The sequence below is a fragment of the Brevibacterium sp. NPDC049920 genome, from assembly GCF_040656435.1.
Taxonomy (GTDB): domain Bacteria; phylum Actinomycetota; class Actinomycetes; order Actinomycetales; family Brevibacteriaceae; genus Brevibacterium; species Brevibacterium pityocampae.
On sequence record NZ_JBFAMF010000010.1, the window covers coordinates 96,101 to 112,510 of the forward strand.

The 16,410-nt window shown below is 68.7% G+C and carries 19 protein-coding genes; 6 read left to right on the forward strand and 13 right to left on the reverse strand.

Features of this window, described 5'->3' with window-relative positions; all coding sequences use genetic code 11:
- From AB0I45_RS11245 to arsB, 10 genes are all read right to left on the reverse strand, one after another.
- Positions 1–771, reverse strand: coding sequence for a CoA transferase subunit A (locus tag AB0I45_RS11245; protein WP_137319193.1), 771 nt, complete (start codon positions 769–771; stop codon positions 1–3).
- Positions 759–1,523 (reverse strand): TIGR03089 family protein, encoded by a 765-nt coding sequence (locus tag AB0I45_RS11250; protein WP_247618840.1) that lies wholly within the window; start codon positions 1,521–1,523, stop codon positions 759–761. The genes AB0I45_RS11245 and AB0I45_RS11250 overlap by 13 nt, the downstream gene beginning before the upstream one ends.
- Before the next feature lie 4 nt (positions 1,524–1,527).
- The gene (locus tag AB0I45_RS11255; RefSeq protein WP_247618841.1) at positions 1,528–2,706 is read right to left on the reverse strand and encodes a coenzyme F420-0:L-glutamate ligase; all 1,179 of its coding nucleotides are present in this window, start codon (positions 2,704–2,706) and stop codon (positions 1,528–1,530) included.
- Positions 2,703–3,491 carry a 2-phospho-L-lactate transferase CofD family protein gene (locus tag AB0I45_RS11260; RefSeq protein ID WP_175406915.1) on the reverse strand — a complete coding sequence of 263 codons (789 nt, stop codon included), beginning with the start codon at positions 3,489–3,491 and terminating at the stop codon, positions 2,703–2,705. Before AB0I45_RS11260 ends, AB0I45_RS11255 begins: the two co-directional genes overlap by 4 nt.
- A gap of 204 nt (positions 3,492–3,695) precedes the next feature.
- Positions 3,696–4,325 (reverse strand): arsenate reductase ArsC, encoded by a 630-nt coding sequence (locus AB0I45_RS11265; protein WP_137319196.1) that lies wholly within the window; start codon positions 4,323–4,325, stop codon positions 3,696–3,698.
- 12 nt (positions 4,326–4,337) lie between these two features.
- Positions 4,338–5,684: an FAD-dependent oxidoreductase gene (locus AB0I45_RS11270; RefSeq protein ID WP_295690119.1), complete on the reverse strand. Its 1,347-nt coding sequence runs from the start codon at positions 5,682–5,684 to the stop codon at positions 4,338–4,340.
- A complete protein-coding gene (trxB, locus tag AB0I45_RS11275; RefSeq protein ID WP_247618843.1) occupies positions 5,677–6,660 on the reverse strand; it encodes a thioredoxin-disulfide reductase in 984 nt (327 codons plus the stop codon). The genes AB0I45_RS11270 and trxB overlap by 8 nt, the downstream gene beginning before the upstream one ends.
- 12 nt (positions 6,661–6,672) lie before the next feature.
- Positions 6,673–7,113, reverse strand: a complete 441-nt coding sequence (locus AB0I45_RS11280) for an arsenate reductase ArsC (RefSeq protein ID WP_217494834.1) — start codon at positions 7,111–7,113, stop codon at positions 6,673–6,675.
- Positions 7,114–7,140: 27 nt separating this feature from the next.
- Positions 7,141–7,575, reverse strand: coding sequence for a low molecular weight phosphatase family protein (locus AB0I45_RS11285; protein WP_295690117.1), 435 nt, complete (start codon positions 7,573–7,575; stop codon positions 7,141–7,143).
- Entirely contained in the window at positions 7,572–8,690 is a 1,119-nt protein-coding gene (gene arsB, locus AB0I45_RS11290; protein ID WP_295690114.1) for an ACR3 family arsenite efflux transporter, read from the reverse strand. Before arsB ends, AB0I45_RS11285 begins: the two co-directional genes overlap by 4 nt.
- 83 nt (positions 8,691–8,773) lie before the next feature.
- Here arsB and AB0I45_RS11295 point away from each other — a divergent pair, with 83 nt between their 5' ends.
- Positions 8,774–9,130: a metalloregulator ArsR/SmtB family transcription factor gene (locus AB0I45_RS11295; RefSeq protein WP_295690112.1), complete on the forward strand. Its 357-nt coding sequence runs from the start codon at positions 8,774–8,776 to the stop codon at positions 9,128–9,130.
- Entirely contained in the window at positions 9,130–10,257 is a 1,128-nt protein-coding gene (locus AB0I45_RS11300) for an ArsO family NAD(P)H-dependent flavin-containing monooxygenase (protein ID WP_168887353.1), read from the forward strand. The genes AB0I45_RS11295 and AB0I45_RS11300 overlap by 1 nt, the downstream gene beginning before the upstream one ends.
- 717 nt (positions 10,258–10,974) lie before the next feature.
- Here AB0I45_RS11300 and AB0I45_RS11305 read toward each other — a convergent pair.
- Genes AB0I45_RS11305 through AB0I45_RS11315 form a run of 3 tightly spaced genes read right to left on the reverse strand, consistent with a single transcriptional unit; the run spans position 10,975 to position 13,791 of the window.
- Positions 10,975–11,793: an AAA family ATPase gene (locus AB0I45_RS11305; protein WP_010552309.1), complete on the reverse strand. Its 819-nt coding sequence runs from the start codon at positions 11,791–11,793 to the stop codon at positions 10,975–10,977.
- Entirely contained in the window at positions 11,790–13,187 is a 1,398-nt protein-coding gene (locus tag AB0I45_RS11310) for a Mu transposase C-terminal domain-containing protein (RefSeq protein WP_345032145.1), read from the reverse strand. The genes AB0I45_RS11305 and AB0I45_RS11310 overlap by 4 nt, the downstream gene beginning before the upstream one ends.
- A gap of 7 nt (positions 13,188–13,194) precedes the next feature.
- The gene (locus AB0I45_RS11315; RefSeq protein ID WP_247618847.1) at positions 13,195–13,791 is read right to left on the reverse strand and encodes a recombinase family protein; all 597 of its coding nucleotides are present in this window, start codon (positions 13,789–13,791) and stop codon (positions 13,195–13,197) included.
- Between the two features lie 193 nt (positions 13,792–13,984).
- Between AB0I45_RS11315 and AB0I45_RS11320 the strand changes: the two genes are divergently transcribed.
- The 4 genes from AB0I45_RS11320 to AB0I45_RS11335 all read left to right on the forward strand — a co-directional run bounded on the left by AB0I45_RS11320 (position 13,985) and on the right by AB0I45_RS11335 (position 16,352).
- A complete protein-coding gene (locus AB0I45_RS11320) occupies positions 13,985–14,344 on the forward strand; it encodes a metalloregulator ArsR/SmtB family transcription factor (protein ID WP_006590980.1) in 360 nt (119 codons plus the stop codon).
- Positions 14,341–14,943 (forward strand): cadmium resistance transporter, encoded by a 603-nt coding sequence (locus AB0I45_RS11325; protein ID WP_016997609.1) that lies wholly within the window; start codon positions 14,341–14,343, stop codon positions 14,941–14,943. Before AB0I45_RS11320 ends, AB0I45_RS11325 begins: the two co-directional genes overlap by 4 nt.
- A 114-nt stretch (positions 14,944–15,057) precedes the next feature.
- On the forward strand, positions 15,058–15,642 hold the full coding sequence (locus tag AB0I45_RS11330; protein ID WP_345032154.1) for a recombinase family protein: 585 nt from the start codon (positions 15,058–15,060) through the stop codon (positions 15,640–15,642).
- Between the two features lie 2 nt (positions 15,643–15,644).
- The gene (locus AB0I45_RS11335; RefSeq protein ID WP_345032148.1) at positions 15,645–16,352 is read left to right on the forward strand and encodes a helix-turn-helix domain-containing protein; all 708 of its coding nucleotides are present in this window, start codon (positions 15,645–15,647) and stop codon (positions 16,350–16,352) included.
- Positions 16,353–16,410: the final 58 nt, after the last annotated feature.

The window sequence follows — 16,410 nt, forward strand, 5'->3', positions numbered from 1 at the left end:
TCAGGCCTCCCTCACAGTCCGCTTCTCGATGTTCTTGTCCGCCGCCTGCTCGGCGGTCAGCTCGACCACCCGGTGGACGAACACACCGGGCAGGTGCACCTCGTCCGGGGCGATCTCCCCGGGCTCGACGAGCTTCTCGACCTCCGCGATCGTGACCCGGGCGGCCTGCGCGGCCGGCGGGTTGAAGTTCCTGGCCGAGCGATGGAACACGAGGTTGCCGTGCCGGTCCCCGACCGCGGCGCGCACGAGCGCGAAATCCGGGGCCAGGGACTCCTCGAGGACGTAGGTGTGCTCGGATCCGAAGGTGTCGAACACCCGGGTGTCCTTCGGTGGGGACTCGATCTCCACGCTGCCGTCGGCGGCGTACTTCCACGGCATCCCGCCCTCGGCGACCTGCGTGCCGGACCCGGTGATGGTGTAGAACGCCGGGATCCCGGCCCCGCCGGCGCGCAGCTTCTCCGCCAGGGTGCCCTGCGGGGTGAGCTCGACCTCGAGCTCACCCTCGAGGTACTGGCGGGCGAACTCCTTGCTCTCCCCGACGTAGGAGGCGATCATGCGCCGGATCTGCTTCGTATTCAGCAGCATCCCGAGTCCGAAGTCCCCGGCCCCGGCGTTGTTCGAGATCACCTCGAGGTCACCGACCCCGGCATCGCGCAGCGCCCTGATGAGCACCTGCGGGACCCCGACGAGACCGAAACCCCCGACCGCGATCTGCGCGCCGGCTGGAATGTCCGCGACCGCCTGAGCAGCCGATGCAACTACTTTGTCCATGCCCCGATTGTGCCATGGACCACACCGTCGAGGCGGCTGAGCTCCGAGAGCCGGACCGGGTCGTCGGTGTCGGTGAGGACGAGCACGCCGGAGCGCAGCGTGGCGAGCAGCAGCGGGACCTCCGCGGCATCCGGCAGACCGGCGAGCAGCGCCCGCGGGCCCGGGTCGCCCGCAGCGCCATCGCCCGACAGGCCGGCGGCCGCGGCGGCCGCGTCGAGGGCCGCCGGGTCGAGCGGGATCGGCCCGGCTTCGCCGTCCGGTCCGACGAGCACGGCGGAGGCCGGGTTCCCGAGGGCGGCGACGTCCGGGTGGGCGCGCACGGCGGCGATGAAGTCGGTGCAGCCGGGCCCGGTCTCCGAGCGCAGGGCGAGGGCGGCGGTCGCGAACACGAGGACCTCCTCGGCGGCGGAGTCGTCGATGCCGGACCCCGCGCCCGGGAGCGTCTCCGGACGGAGAGCGACCCACGGTCCGTTCGGAGCGAGGGAGTCCTGGGTGAGGAGGTGGACGGGGGCGCCGAGCGACCAGGCGGCGAACGCTGCTGCGAGCGCCCGCCAGTGGAGCGCGGCGGGAGCGGGGCAGACGATGCCGAGCGCGGTGTCGGGCCCGATCTCGAGCTCGCCGAGCAGGCCGATGGACTTGTGCACCCAGTTGCCGAGCACCGTGCCGGTGAGCTCGAGGCGCTCGCCGTCGCCGGTGACGGAGATCAGAGCGGGTTCGGAGCGGGCGGACAGGGCGGTGACGACGTCTCTCATCGGTTCATCCTCTCTCGGGGGCATTGGTGCCGGGCGCGAGGTCGAGCTCGATCGCGAGCGCGGCGCCCTTGGGCGAGGCATCGGCGGCCCAGTCGTAGCGCACGCGGGCACGCAGACCCTCGGCGTGGAGCGCGGTGTGGAGGCGCTCGACGAGCGCTCCGAGACCGATCGCCGCCTCGACGAGCGGATGGCCCTCAGCCTCCGGGAGGGGGTTCGCGCCGCTGCGCTGGACGAGGATCCGGGCGCCTGCGCCGTCGACGCGCAGCCGCCACCGGTCCTGACCCGGGGTGCGCCCGGTGCGGCCGCGGGCGGCGCCGAGCGCCCGGGTCACCCGGGTGAGGACGTCGTCGTCGCCCGAGGCCGAGGCCGGCGGCCATGCGAGCCCGGTGGAGTCGAGTGCCGCGTGCACCGCCTCGACGTGCCCGGTGCGGAACCAGTCCTCCGCCTCGGGCCGGTTGAGGGCGCGGGCCCCCGGGTCCGCCTCGTCGAGGAGGTCGCCGACCCCGCGCACCACGGCGAGCGGGAGCCCGCGGGCGGCACCCTTGACGAGGTCGGCGGCCGCGGCGATCTCGTCGGCGACCGCGCGCTCGGTCGCGGTCTGCACCCGACCGTCGTCGTCGGGGCGGCCGCGCTGGGAATCGAGGCCGGCGAGACCTGCGGAGCCGAGCGCGAAGTCGAACACGCCGCGGCGCCACGGGCGCGAGGTCGAATCGGACACCACGACGGCGAGCCGGACGCCGAACCAGCGCTCGAATGCGGCGCGCAGCATCGCCGCCGAGCCGTCCGGGTCGGCGGGGTGGAGCACGACGTGCCCGTCCGCGTTGGAGCGGTCGAGCCCGGCGGCGGCCTGCACGGTGCCGGCGGCGGTGCGCGCGACCGTGACGACGGCGGGCCCGGCTCCGGAGTCGAAGGTGCGGGCGGCGACCTCGCTCAGGCTCGCCTCGGTGACGAGGGATTCGAAGGCGGCGCGGGAGCCCGCCTGCCGGATCCGCCCCTCGGCCTTCGCGACGATCTTCGAGGCGACGACGAGCACGTCTCCGTCCTTGATCTCGATCCGGTTCCGGTCGATCGCCGTGCACAGCACTGCGGGGAGGTCGGTGCCCGGGACGATCCGCTCGATGCCGGCGATCGCGTAGGCGGTGAGGAGGCGGGAGGGCGCGGGCGCGCCGGGTTCGGCGCTCACGCCCGGTCCCAGACCGTGGTGCCGGCCGGCGCCGCGGGCTCCACGCCGGCGAGCGCCTCGGCGACGGCGCCGGTGATCTCCGTCGCTCCGAGCCGGCTGCGGAGCTCGGAGGGGAGGGAGTCGCCGCCGCTGAGGAGCACGGTGGCGCGCGTGCCGGTGAGCGCGTCGAGGACGCCGGGGAGCTCGAGCACCGGCACGGTGTCGAGGGCGGCGTACTCGTCGGCGCGGACGATGATCGCGTCGGCCTGGCGCAGCGCGCGCAGCACTCCCGGGGCGGCGGTCGCGCCCTCGATCCCGGTGCGGACCACCCGGGTCACCCGCTGCGGGTCGGCGGCGCGGAACCGGCGGGCCGGCCACGCCTCCTCCTGGCCGTCGCGCTCCACGACGACGAGGGTCTCCACGGCGTCGTCGGAGGCCGGCAGCAGGCTGAAGGCGGGGGAGAAGCGGCTCGCCATCGCCTGCACGACCTGGGACAGCGGGTAGCCGAGCGCGAGCAGGCGGGTGCGCAGCACTGCGGCGGCGAGGCTCGCCTCGGTCATCGGGAACCACTCGGCGTCGACGTGGTACGCGGCGAGCTCCTCGACCGCACCGCCGGGCAGCGCGGTGCTCGGCGGGAGCAGGCAGGCGTCGATGTCCGGGCTGAAGCGCAGCCCGTGCACGGTGACGTCGGTGAACGTCGAGGCGATGACGGTGACCCGGTCCTCGGTCCGGTCGGAGGTGAAGGCGAGGACGTCGGCGAGCACGTCGGTCGAGGTGTCCGTGAGCGGCAGCACTGTGATTCTCATGGACTCCATGTTCTCAGGATTCGACCGGCCGTGCCCACCGCGCGACCGCGAGCGCGGCCCCGCGCGCACCCCTGCAGCACGGCGCCCACCCGGTGGGGAGAGTGCGAGGAGAATCATGGGTGTGACTGTTAGCGGGAGATGGCGGGGAATCGCAGTTTCGCTTGGCGGCTCCGGGTGCTTCTGTTCTTGCCCGGTGGGCCGTCGTCAGTTCTGGATCTCGGTCCACAGGGCGCGGACGCGGTCGTCGATCTGGTCGACGATTTCGCGGATTCGTTCCGGTGTCTCCTCGGCGGGGTCGGCCAGTTCCCAGTCCAGGTAGCGTTTGCCGGGGTAGATGGGGCAGGCGTCGCCGCAGCCCATGGTGATGACGTAGTCGGCTGCGCGGACGACGTCGTCGGTCAGTGGTTTGGGGAAGGCTCCGGACAGGTCGATGTGGCGTTCGGCCAGCGCGTCGATCACCAGGGGGTGGACCTCGGATCCGGGCAGCGAGCCGGCCGAGCGGACCTCGACCCGGTCGCCGGCGTAGTGGGCCAGCAGGGCGCTGGCGATCTGGGAGCGTCCGACGTTGTGCACGCAGACGAACAGCACCTGCGGGACGGTTGTCTCGATTTTGCCCTGTGCCAGGGCGAGAGCGCGGAGGCGGTCGGCGGCGAACCGTTCGGCGAGGATCGCCAGGTGGTCGCGGATTCTCGCGGTCCGCGACAGGGTGGTGTAGGACTCGAAGACGTAGCGCTCGATGGTCTCCGGGGAGAAGATTCCCTCGTACTTGCGGGCGAGGTCATCGGCTGTGTGTTGGAGGACTTGGGTGTCGAGCGGCGGGGTGTCGGCGGCCATGGCCTGGTCCTTTCAGGAGCAGCAGGAGGAGGTGGGTGCGCCGCCGATGGTCACCGGGAGTGGCCCGGCTGGCACGTCGCAGTATCCGCCGAGGTCTGTGGTGCAGACGCCGGTCTCGGGCAGTTCGAGGTGGACGGTGTCGGCGGCGACCCGGTCACCTGCCAGTGCTGCGGCGATGGAGCGGACCTGTTCGTAGCCGGTGGCCATGAGGAACGTCGGTGCGCGGCCGTAGCTCTTCATGCCGACGATGTAGAACCCGGGCTCGGGGTGGGCCAGCACGCGTTCGCCGTGCGGGGGCACGCTGCCGCAGGAGTGGAACTCCGGATCGATGAGCGGGCCGAGCTTCTGGGGTGCATCGACGGTCGGGTCGAGGTCGAGGCGCAGCTCGGTCAGCATCGACAGGTCGGGGCGGAACCCGGTGGCCGGGACGAGGACGTCCACGGTGAGCTTCTCGGCGCCGCTGGGTCCTGCGGCCTGGACGTGCAGCTGCTCGCCGTGAGTTTCGAAGCCGGTGATCACGAACGAGGTGTGGACATCGATTCGGCCGGATTCGACCAGGTCCCGGAGGCGGGTGCCCAGGGCGCCGCGGGCGGCGAGCTCGTCGCGGTCTTCGCCGCCGTAGGCGCGGGAGGCGTCCGCTGACCGGACGGCCCAGCTGATCCGGGTCGCGGGGTTGTCGTCGGCGAGCTCGGCGAGGTCGAGCAGCGTGTTGGCCGCGGAGTGGCCAGCGCCGACGACGAGGACGTGGCGGCCGGCGAACCGGTCACGGTCGACACCGGTGACGGCGGGCAGGGGCTGGGTGATGAGGCCGCGGGCTGTCGCCTCGGCTTCTCCGGGGGCGGGCAGGCCGGACCGGCCGAGTGGGTTGGGCTGGTGCCAGGTGCCCGAGGCGTCGATGACGCTGCGCGCCAACACGTCCTCGGACGATCCGTCGGAGGAGGCGATGCGGACGAGGAACGGGGTGGTCTCCCTGCCGGTGCTGCGGGTCTTGTCGATCCCTTCCCGGGAGACCGCGATGACGCGGGCGTCGGTGCGGACGACGTCGCCCAGCGCGTCTGCCAGCGGGGTCAGGTAGTCGGTGATCAGCTCGTGACCGGTGGGCAGGACTTCCGGGTTCGGGGCCTGCCAGCCGTCTGCCTCGAGGAGGCGGCGGGCGGCGTCGTCGATGTTGAACCGCCACGGCGAGAACAGGCGGGTGTGGCCCCATTCGCGGATCGCGGCGCCGCTGGTGCTGCCGGCCTCCAGCACCAGCGGGGTCAGGCCGCGTTCGCGCAGGTGGGCGGCGGTGGCCAGCCCGACGGGGCCGGCGCCGATGACGACGACCGGCAGACTCTCGGTGTGGTTGGTGGTGTCAGCCATGGCTGGTCTCCTGAAGGACGGGGGCGGTTGCCGGTTCGGTGGCGGCGAGGAAGCGTTCGGCGTCTAGGGCGGCGGCGCACCCGGTGCCGGCGGCGGTGATGGCCTGCCGGTAGCGGTGGTCGACCGCGTCGCCGCAGGCGAAGACGCCGGGCAGGTTGGTGGCGGTGGTCGGGGCGTCGACGACGATGTAGCCGTCCGGGTCGAGTTCCAGCTGGCCCTTGACGAGTTCGGTGCGGGGCAGGTGCCCGATGGCGACGAAGATCCCGGTGGCATCCAGCTGGCTGGTGTTGCCGGTGAGTGAGTCGGTCACGCTCACGCCCGTGACCTTTTCGTCTCCGTGGATGGCGGTGATCTGGCTGTTGTACAGGAAGCGGATCTTCTCGTTCTGTTGTGCCCGCTGGGCCATGATCTTCGATGCGCGCAGGGTGTCGCGCCGGACCACCACGGTCACGGTCGCGGTGAACCGGGTCAGGAACAGTGCCTCCTCCATGGCCGAGTCCCCACCGCCGACGACGATGATGTGCTGGTCGCGGAAGAAGAACCCGTCGCAGGTGGCGCACCAGGACACGCCGTGCCCGGTGAGCCGCTTCTCATCGGCCAGTCCCAGCTCCTTGTACGCCGAACCCGTGGCGACGATGACGGCCGGTGCTCGGTAGGTGGCACCGGACAGGGTCGTGACCTCTTTCAGGGGCCCGGTCAGGTCGACGGCGGAAGCGTCGTCGTACTCGATGCGGGCCCCGAAGTTTGCGGCCTGCTCGCTGAGTCCCATCATGAGTTCCGGGCCCTGGATGCCGCCGGGGAATCCGGGGAAGTTCTCGACGTCGGTGGTGTTCATCAAGGCGCCGCCGTGGGTGACGGATCCGGCGATCACGCGCGGGGACAGCCCGGCGCGTGCCGCGTAGATCGCGGCGGTATAACCTGCGGGGCCGGACCCGATGATGATCAGCTCATCCGTTTGGGTGCTGGTGGTCGTCATGGTGTCAGCGCCTCACTTCGCGCCGGTCGATGCCGGCAGCAGCTCGGAGACGAGCTGCTCGATGCGGGCCTTGATGTCATCGCGGATCGGGCGGACCGCCTCGATGCCCTGGCCGGCCGGGTCTGCGAGGTCCCAGTCCTCGTAGCGCTTGCCCGGGAAGATCGGGCACGCGTCCCCGCAGCCCATGGTGATGACGACGTCGGAGGCCTTGACGGCGTCGGTGGTGAGGATCTTCGGGGACGCGGCGGTGATGTCGATGCCGTCTTCGGCCATCGCCTCGACGGCGACCGGGTTGATCTGGTCGGCGGGTTCCGAGCCGGCCGACCGGACCTCGATCCGGCCGCCCGACAGTTCGGTGAGGTAGCCGGCGGCCATCTGGGAGCGGCCGGCGTTGTGGACGCACACGAACAGCACGCTGGGCTTGGTCGTGGTGGTGTTGGGGGCAGCGGTCATAGGACCATCCAATCCGGGAGTGGGTATTCAGTCGTTGAGAAGTTCAGAGTGCAGAGCCTGCACGCGGGCGTCGATGTCGTCGCGGACCAGCCGCATCCGTTCGATGCCCTCGATGCCGCGCTTCGAGGGCTCATCGGTGTTCCAGGTTTCGATCGTGGCGGTCATACCGTCGACGGGTTCGACGTGGGCTTCCTCGCCGAGGACGATGACCCGGTCGACCCGGCGCAGCAGCTCGGGATCGATGGGCTTGGGCGATTCTCCGGACATGTCTGCGCCCACCTCGGCGACCACGTCGGCGGACAGGTTGTTGAGGGAGGTGCCGGGCTTGGTGCCGGCCGAGTGCACCTCAACCGCGTCGCCGGCATGGTAGCGCATCAGCGCGGCGGCCATCTGGGACTTGCCGCCGTTCTTGACGCAGACGAAGAGGACGCTGGGCCTTTTCGGTTCAGAGGTTCTGGTCATGCTCGGACTCCAGAGGTTCTGCGTGCGGGGACAGTCGGGTCGTTGGGGAACAGCTTGGGACCGGCCCAGAGAGCGACGTAGACGAGACCGACGAGGACGGGGACTTCGATGAGCGGGCCGACGACACCGGCCAGCGCCTGCCCCGAGGTGATCCCGAATGCGCCGATCGACACCGCAATCGCGAGCTCGAAGTTGTTGCCCGACGCGGTGAAGGCCACGCTGGTCGACTTCGCGTAGTTCAGGCCCACAGCTTTGGATGCGAAGAGGCTGATGGCGAACATCAGGACGAAGTACAACAGCAGCGGCACCGCCATCCGGGCCACATCCAGGGGCTGCGAGGTGATCGCCTCACCCTGCATGGCGAACAGCAGCACGATGGTGAACAGCAGTCCGTAGAGCGCCCAGGGACCGATCCTCGGCAGGAACGTCTCCTCGTACCACTGCCGGCCCTTGGCCTTCTCCCCGAACACGCGGGTGAGGAAGCCGGCCAGCAGCGGAATGCCGAGGAAGACCAGTACCGAGGCCACGATCGCCCAGACGGAGAACTCCGCCGAGGTCGTGGGCAGTCCCAGCCAGGACGGCAGCACCTGGAGGTAGAACCAGCCCAGCGCGCCGAACGCCACGACCTGGAACACGGAATTGATCGCCACCAACACGGCGGCGGCCTCCCGGTCCCCACAGGCCAGGTCGTTCCAGATGAACACCATCGCGATGCAGCGGGCCAGACCCACAATGATCAGCCCGGTGCGGAACTCCGGCAGATCGGGCAGGAACACCCAGGCGAGCGTGAACATGAATGCAGGCCCGACGACCCAGTTGAGGAACAGCGACAGTGTCAGCAGCTTCCGATCCCCGGTCACCCGGTGCATCTCGTCATAGCGGACCTTCGCCAGCACCGGATACATCATGACCAGCAGACCGATCGCGATCGGCACGGAGATCCCGCCAATCTTCACGGAGTCCAAGACCGCATCGAGCCCGGGCACGAAACGCCCCAGCAGCAGACCCACGGCCATTGCCGCCAGGATCCAGACCGCCAGCCAGCGGTCCAGGAAGGACATCTCCTTCGTCACCGGCACCGCGTTCTGCGCAGCCGTCGTTGCAGTGGTGCTCATCGGCACTAAGCTCCTTGTATCGATGGATGTCTATGGAACACACTAAGCGCATGCATCGATGGGCGTCAATGTATGATGGGGTGATGGCAACCGCATTCGAAACCGTGAAACTGCTCACCCCCCATGCCAACGACTGCTGTTCGCTGGCGGTCGCACCGCTGGGCGCGGACCAGGCCGAACAGATGGCCAGAAAGCTCAAAGCGCTGTCCGACCCGACCCGGCTGCGGGTGCTGTCGCATGTAGCCGCGCAGGGATGCGACGCGGTGTGCGCCTGCGACCTGACCGAGACGCTCGACATCAGCCAGCCGACGATCAGCCACCACCTCAAGAAGCTTGTCGAGGCGGGCCTCCTGACGCGTGAGCAGCGCGGCAAGTGGGCGCACTACACCGTGGTGCGCGAAGCGTTCGCCGAGCTGCGCCAGTTCCTCGCCCTGGACTGATGACCGCACTCGGGGCAGTCAGTCGCGCGGTGGAGGTGAGAGATCGAGCCGATGTTGCCGTGATCGGTGGCGGACAGGCCGGCCTGGCGGTCGGCTACTACCTGCGCCGTGCCGGATTGTCCTTCGTGATTCTCGATGACCAGGACGCCCCTGGTGGGGCCTGGAGGCACGTGTGGCCCTCGCTGCGGCTGTTCTCGCCGGCAGAATACTCATCCCTGCCCGGCCGGCTGATGCCGAGAACCTCCGGCGGTAACCCCGACGCCGATCACGTGATCCGGTATCTGGCCGACTACGAGGAGCGGTATTCACTCCCAGTCGTGCGGCCGGTGCGAGTCGCCCAGGTCATCCCAACCAGCGAGGGATTCCAGCTGCTCACCGATGCCGGGCAGTGGCGGGCGCGTGCCGTCGTCAACACGACGGGCACATGGTCGCAGCCCTTCTGGCCAACCGTGCCGGGGCAGAGGAGCTTCCGCGGGAGTCAGATGCACAGTGCCGACTACCGCGGACCAGGCAAGTTCAAGGGCCAATCCGTCCTCGTCGTCGGCGGAGCGAACTCAGCCGCACAGATCGCAGCCGATCTCGCCCGCGCCGCGACGGTGACCTGGTGCCTGCGCGGTGCGCCGCGCTATCTGCCCGACGACGTCGACGGGCGCGAGCTCTTCCGGGTGGCCAGCCAGCGGGTGCGCGCACTGGCCGCCGGGGAACCGGACTCCGGCGGCGTCGCGAACTTGGGCGACATCGTTGCCGTCCCACCCGTGAAGAAGGCACGGGATGCAGGGCTGCTGATCCCTCACCCGATGTTCGAACGCTTCACCCGCGACGGCGTGATCTGGAACGACGGCAGCACACGCCGAGTCGACGCGGTGATCTGGGCCACCGGCTTCAGACCGGCGCTGCGCCATCTGCGGGCACACGACCTCCGGGAGTCAGACGGGACGATCAGGCTCGACGGAACGGCGTCACCCCGGATCCCGGGGCTCTATTTCGCAGGCTACGGAGACTGGACCGGTCCGGGATCGGCCACCCTCGTCGGTGTCGGATCCACCGCGAAAGCCACGGTCGGCGCCATCGCCGGCGATCTTGAGTCCGCCACGACTGCTGCGGCCATCTCTGCACGAGCACGGTGAGTACCATCAGCGCATGGAGATGATGTGCGCGGACTGCGGATGCGCGGTCAGGCGGGGCGTGATCGTGCGCGCCTGTGAGCAGTATCCGGATTGCTGCTGTGAGGATCTGGCCGTCGCGGGCGACCATGGCACTGCGCGCGATGCATGACGCTCTTCGCCACGAGTGACCATATTGTGGTCGGCCGCACCCAGGGCGATCCTGCTCGTCTCAAGCAGAAGCCGTCCGGGTTCCGGGAAGGCTGAGCTGGGATGCATGAAAGTCGAAATGCCGGATCGGGTAGGCGTACACGTCCATCGGGTGCCGTTGCTGCCCCGTCGCGCCTCGGAGCCGCTCGCGCGGTGCAGGGCAGGCAGCCTCTAACTCGGCACAGTTGCGGCTGTATCCATCTCTGATCGCGGTTCGATCCATGATCGTCACCCTCAGCAGGTGGGGGCTTCCTCCGGCCTGCTTATCTCACCGACAACGCGGACAGGCTGCGGCTGTAGCAGTAACGACCGTTTTCGCTACAAGACATCGCGCCACCGGCGCATCGTCGTCGGCACCAGGAGAAATCACGGCCGGCAAATCCTGACGCTGTAACGAAACTTAGTGCCAGTATCTATGTTTCGGTTCTTCCCGTTCTTCACGGGAATTGGTACATTCGGGGGATGGGACACGCTTTGGGCTGTGACTTCGTCTGCTGAATGGCGGGGTTCTTCGGTCGCTTCGTGGCGGGGTCAGGTGACACCGATGACCAGGGTGCTCTGTGCGGCTTCGATGACGTCGTTGGTGATGGTGTCGAGTTCGTTGATCTTCAGGACCCGCTGGATCTGGGGGAAGAGGCGTTCGAGGAGCCGGAAGTTGCCGCGGGTGATCCGTGCGATGGCTGCGATGGCTTGGGCGTCGGTGAAGTCGTCGGGGTCGAGGGTCTTGCCGAGGGATCGCCAGTGTCGCTCGAGGACGAACAGCAGTTCGTCTTGTCCCAGGGGCCGGTACTGGTGGGCGAAGCCGACTCGGCTGTAGAACTGGGGGTAGTGGCTGAACTGCTTCTCCAGGCCGGGCATGCCGATCAGGATCAGGGCGATGCCGTCGCGGTCGTAGCGATCGCGCAGCAGTTCCAGCGCGGCGGGACGCAGTCGTTCGGCCTCGTCGACGATGATCAGCTCCACGTAGTTCCTGCCGTGTCGCCATCCCCAGGCCTCGGGAGTGGCCGTGCCGGGAGGTACGAGGTGCTGCTCGATGCACATGTTGGTGCGGGTGATGGCTTGGGTCAGCTCGTCCTTCAGGGTCCGCGGGGTGGTCAGCACGCTGGGGGTGTAGAGCACGGTGCGGCTCCGGTTCAAGGCGGCGTAGATCTTGGCGTCGTTGTCGGAGCGCGGCCCCCAGTAGGTCAGCAGGTCATGAGCCTTCTCGTAGTGTGCGTAGCGGCGCGCGGAGAGTGTCTTTCCTACGCCGGCTGATCCGAAGCACAAACCGATGGTGTGCCCGCGGCGCACGGCGTCGGCGAACTCGGTGAAGCGGCGGTGCTCCTTGGTGACGATGAAGCGCTGGCTCACCTGAGGTCCTCCTTGTAGATCTTCAACGCCGACCTCGGCGCCGGAGCCGGTGCTTCGGTGATCCGTGGCGTCTCGGTAGGTGCGGCCACGAGGGCGATGCGTTCGTTGATGCCGGCTCGCAGCGCCCGGCGGCGGGCGTTGCGCGCGGCCTGGATCTCCTTGAGGCTGACCTTTTGATCGTGGTGCTCTTGGTTGACGGCCTTGCAGACGAATTCGTCGTGGTCGAAGACGCGGATCTCGGTGATGTCGCGGGGGTCGTAGCGGATCACGACCGAGCGTCCGACGTAGCCGGCCAGAGTTGGCGAGACGTAGCGCAGGCCCTGGAATCGGATGCCATCGCGGCGCACGACGCGGGTCTTGGCGACGGTCAACAGCAGTCTGTCGAGGTCTTCCAGGCTCTCGGGCATTCGGGGCAGCCAGCCGTCCGCGATCCACGCGCTGCGCGGGGAGGTTCCGAGCTCGCTGTGCGTGCGGTCGTTGTAGGTGGCCACGAACGCCTCCAGGGCGCTATCGAGGGCGGCCAGGGACAGTTTCGGTGTCGGCCAGGGGTCCCCTTCGGTGATGAGTCCGGGCAGGGTGGCGAGTAGCTCGGTGTTGATGGTCCCGAAGAACCGCTCGATCTTGCCCCGTCCCTGGGGTCGGGCGACGGTGGAGTGGATCAGTCGGATGTGGAGGTCGACGGCGGTGTGGGCGAGCTGGTCACTGGTGAAGTCGCTGCCGTGGTCGACGTAGAGCACGTCGGGCAAGCCGCACATCGGCCAGGCCGGGTCGGTCTTGTGCCAGATCGCTTGGCGCAGCGCCAGGGCGGTGTTCATCGCCGACGGTGCGCCCAGGAAGACTGTGTAGCCGCAGACCGCCCGGGAGCAGTCGTCGAGGATCGTTGTTAGCCATGGCCGTGCGGGCTTGCCGTCGGTGCCCACCACCAGGATGTCGAGCATGGTGTGATCGGATTGCCACATCGCGTTGGGCAGCTCTGCTTGCCGGCGTAGCACCAGCTCGTGCTTGTCGCGGTAGGACGCTGCGCCCTCCAGGGCGAGGGTGACCATGCCGGGATCCAGGGTCCGCACGATGTCCCACACCACCGAGTAGGAGGGGACCGGCCACCTCCGTGCGGCGCAGATGCCCGTGACTTTGCGATGGATCGTGGCGATGGCCGGCCGCGGCTTGCTCAGTGCCAGGCCCTCGATCAGGTCGACGAGGTCGGGCGGAAGGCGGCGGGAGCCGGCGTCCGCCCGTGAGGCTGTCTCCAGTCCGGCGTAGCCGTCGGCGCGGTAGCGGGCGTGCCAGCGCTCCAGGGTCCGCAGCCCTACATCGGTCTCGCGAGCTAAGCGCGCGAAGGGCACCTGGTCCTCGACGTGGAGCCTGAGGATTCGCCACCGCGCTCGAGCGTCCACGACGCACCTACTGCAAGGTGTTCTCGCGCCCGCGCTCGGCGCGCTGAAGGGCGCGGTAGACCGTGGAGCGGCCCACGCTGAACAGCTCGGCCAGCTCGCCCACGGTGTGCTCGTCGGCGGCATGTAGCTGGACGAGGTGAGCTTCTTGCCGGGGGGTGAGTTTCGGTGACTTCCCGCGCAGCCGGCCCTTGGCCTTGGCGACCTTCATCCCCTCGCGGGTGCGGGCACGGATGAGGTCGGCTTCGAACTCGGCGACCATCGCCAGCACGTTGAACAACAGTTTCCCCATCGGGTCGGTCGGGTCGTACACCGATCCGGCGATGCTCAGCTTCACTTCCCGCGCCGCGAGGTCGTCGGCGATCTGGTGGGCATCACGGACTGAACGCGCCAGCCGATCGAGCTTGGTGACCACGAACGTATCGCCGTCCCGACAGGCAGCCAGCGCCTGCCGCAGGCCCTCACGGTCGGCGTTGCGGCCCGTGAGCCCGTGATCGACGTAGATGCGCTTGGGATCGACGCCGAACGCCGCGAGTCCGTCACGCTGCGCGGTCAGGTCCTGCTCGTCGGTGGAGACTCGGGCATAGCCGACCTTCAAGGGGGACATGCTCCCCAGTGTGTCATATAGCCTCCCTTCACCGGACAGTTCACCGGACGGGTCTTACGGGACAGCCCGCCAGGCGTGCCGCCGTTCCTCTCGATCAGTAGCGGTGGTGTCCGGTGAGGGTTCCCCTTACGGGCATGCGATCTGGGCTGACGCCTGTGACCGAGTGTTCAGTGCGTGCTGTATAGTTCAGTCCATGCTGACTATTGCTTCGCGTCTCGACGTGATGAACCGCCTGGGTCGTGCACTGGCCGACCCCACTCGATCCCGGATCATCTTGACCCTGCTCGACCATCCCGCTTACCCGGCGGAACTGGCCCGAGATCTGGACCTGACACGCCCGAACGTGTCCAACCACCTGGCATGCCTGCGCGATTGCGGGATCGTCGTCTCCGAGCCCGAGGGTCGTCGGACACGATATGAGATCGCCGATTCGCACCTGGCGCAGGCGCTGACGGCACTGGTCGATGCCACCCTGGCAGTGGACGAAGACGCCCCGTGCATCGATCCCGCCTGCTCGCTTCCCGGATGCGACGCAGCTGGGGAGGGCGCATGATCCTCACCTCGGTCTTGCAGGCGATGGGCCTGTTCGCAGCGACCAACATCGACGACATCATCGTGCTCTCCCTCTTCTTCGCGCGAGGGGCAGGCCAGCGCGGCACTACCGCCCGCATTCTGGCCGGCCAGTACCTCGGATTCGCCGGCATCCTCGGTGCCGCGGTCCTGGTGACCATCGGTGCCGGAGCATTCCTGCCCTCGGCAGCCATCCCGTACTTCGGTCTCATCCCTCTGGGCCTCGGCCTCTGGGCCGCATGGCAGGCCTGGCGCGGAGACGATGACGACGATGACGACGAGGCCAAGGTTGCCGGCAAGAAGGTCGGCGTGTGGACAGTCGCAGGCGTCACCCTTGCCAACGGCGGCGACAACATCGGCGTCTACACCCCTGTCTTCCTCAGCGTGGAACCTCTCGCAGTAGTCGCCTACTGCATCGTCTTCCTCGCGCTCGTCGCGGTCCTGGTGGCCCTGGCAAAGTTCGTCGCCACCCGCCCCCCGATCGCCGAAGTGCTCGAACGCTGGGAGCACATCCTCTTCCCCATCGTTCTCATCGGCCTCGGCATCGTGATCCTCGTCAGCGGCGGAGCCTTCGGACTCTGACGTAGCGGCAGCGATCCAAACGGCCCCGACCGGGCGCACCCCTCTCGGTTCAGACCGCGACACCTACCTGCAGCCAGTCCTGCGTGATCGCGGCAACAAGACCGCCACGGAGCGCTGCAAAAACCCCGCCACCAAGCGAACGAAGCCACACAGCATGACGCGTTGAAGGCGGCCGGCTGCTATCGCATCTTCGCCGACACTGCGTCGGGATCTTTGGAATCGCGTCCCGAGTTGGACAAGCTCCTCGACCAGTTGCGGCCGGGCGACACCCTGGTGGTGTGGCGATTGGACCGGCTCGGCCGCTCGATTCGGCATCTCATCGACCAGCTCGCTGAGCTGCGCGACCGCGGGGTCGAGTTCCGGTCCTTGCAGGAGAACATCGACACCGGCTCATCCGGCGGCAGGCTGGTGTTCCACATCTTCGCCTCGCTGGCCGAGTTCGAACGTGACCTCATCCGAGAGCGCACCAACGCCGGCCTGAAAGCCGCTCGCGCCCGTGGCCGGACCGGGGGCCGGCCGCCGCTGCTGACGAAAGACAAACTTCGCACAGCCCGCAAGCTCTACGAGCAGCAGGACATGACGGTCGCTCAGATCGGAGAGGTCCTCGGCGTCAGCCGCACCACGGTCTACCGCGCTCTGCGTCGTGAACCCGGAGGCACTTCGCCTCGCCGCCGGCAGGCGTCACCCAAGACGGTGTAGTCATGGCTGGAGGCACTCAACCCGCGAACCCCGAGAGTGCGTCCACACGTGAGAACACAGCGGCCGCCCGCTGGCAGGTGCTGCGTCGCCACGTCGAGGACGGCACAACTCTGACCACGCTGGCCGCGACCGAAGGAATCGGACTCCGGACCCTGCAACGCTGGCATGCGGCATACCGCCGCCACGGCATCGCAGGACTCTCCCCGACCGCCCCACCCAAGCGCGAGCGAAAAATTCATCCGGAACTCCTGACGCTGATCGAGGGTCTCGCCCTGGTCAAGCCACGGCTGTCGACCGCAGCCATCACCCGGAAAGCCCGCGCAATCGCGGAAATGCACGGGTGGGAGACGGTCTCCTACAGCACAGTCCGATCCATCGTCACCGCGATGGACCCCGGCATGCTCACGCTGGCCCACCGCGGCAGCGCCGCCTACCGCGACACCTATGAAATCGTATGGCGGCACCGAGCAGAACGCCCCAACGCCACCTGGCAGGTCGATCACACCGAACTCGACATCCTCATCCAGGACGCCAACGGCAAACCTGCCCGGCCGTGGTTGACCGTCATCCTCGACGACTACTCCCGGGCAGTATGCGGCTACATGGTGTTCCTGGGCGCCCCATCCGCCTTGAACACTGCCCTGGCACTCCGCCACGGCATCTGGACGAAGAACTGGGGTGTATCAAGGTTCTTGGACAGTTCCTCTTGATGGGAGAGGATCAAGAGCATGGCAAGTGCATCACGGCGGAAGTTCAGCCCGCAGTTCA

Bases quoted from the DNA above. Each gene is read 5' to 3' on its own strand.
- AB0I45_RS11325 (WP_016997609.1), top strand. From the start codon at position 14,341: ATGATCCTCACCTCGGTCTTGCAGGCGATGGGCCTGTTCGCAGCGACC.
- AB0I45_RS11265 (WP_137319196.1), bottom strand. From the start codon at position 4,325: ATGGCCGCCGACACCCCGCCGCTCGACACCCAAGTCCTCCAACACACA.
- AB0I45_RS11250 (WP_247618840.1), bottom strand. From the start codon at position 1,523: ATGAGAGACGTCGTCACCGCCCTGTCCGCCCGCTCCGAACCCGCTCTG.
- AB0I45_RS11315 (WP_247618847.1), bottom strand. From the start codon at position 13,791: ATGTCCCCCTTGAAGGTCGGCTATGCCCGAGTCTCCACCGACGAGCAG.
- AB0I45_RS11320 (WP_006590980.1), top strand. From the start codon at position 13,985: ATGCTGACTATTGCTTCGCGTCTCGACGTGATGAACCGCCTGGGTCGT.
- AB0I45_RS11295 (WP_295690112.1), top strand. From the start codon at position 8,774: ATGGCAACCGCATTCGAAACCGTGAAACTGCTCACCCCCCATGCCAAC.
- AB0I45_RS11285 (WP_295690117.1), bottom strand. From the start codon at position 7,575: ATGACCAGAACCTCTGAACCGAAAAGGCCCAGCGTCCTCTTCGTCTGC.
- AB0I45_RS11245 (WP_137319193.1), bottom strand. From the start codon at position 771: ATGGACAAAGTAGTTGCATCGGCTGCTCAGGCGGTCGCGGACATTCCA.
- AB0I45_RS11300 (WP_168887353.1), top strand. From the start codon at position 9,130: ATGACCGCACTCGGGGCAGTCAGTCGCGCGGTGGAGGTGAGAGATCGA.
- AB0I45_RS11270 (WP_295690119.1), bottom strand. From the start codon at position 5,684: ATGGCTGACACCACCAACCACACCGAGAGTCTGCCGGTCGTCGTCATC.
- arsB (WP_295690114.1), bottom strand. From the start codon at position 8,690: ATGAGCACCACTGCAACGACGGCTGCGCAGAACGCGGTGCCGGTGACG.
- AB0I45_RS11280 (WP_217494834.1), bottom strand. From the start codon at position 7,113: ATGACCGCTGCCCCCAACACCACCACGACCAAGCCCAGCGTGCTGTTC.
- AB0I45_RS11260 (WP_175406915.1), bottom strand. From the start codon at position 3,491: ATGAGAATCACAGTGCTGCCGCTCACGGACACCTCGACCGACGTGCTC.
- AB0I45_RS11335 (WP_345032148.1), top strand. From the start codon at position 15,645: ATGGCTGGAGGCACTCAACCCGCGAACCCCGAGAGTGCGTCCACACGT.
- trxB (WP_247618843.1), bottom strand. From the start codon at position 6,660: ATGACGACCACCAGCACCCAAACGGATGAGCTGATCATCATCGGGTCC.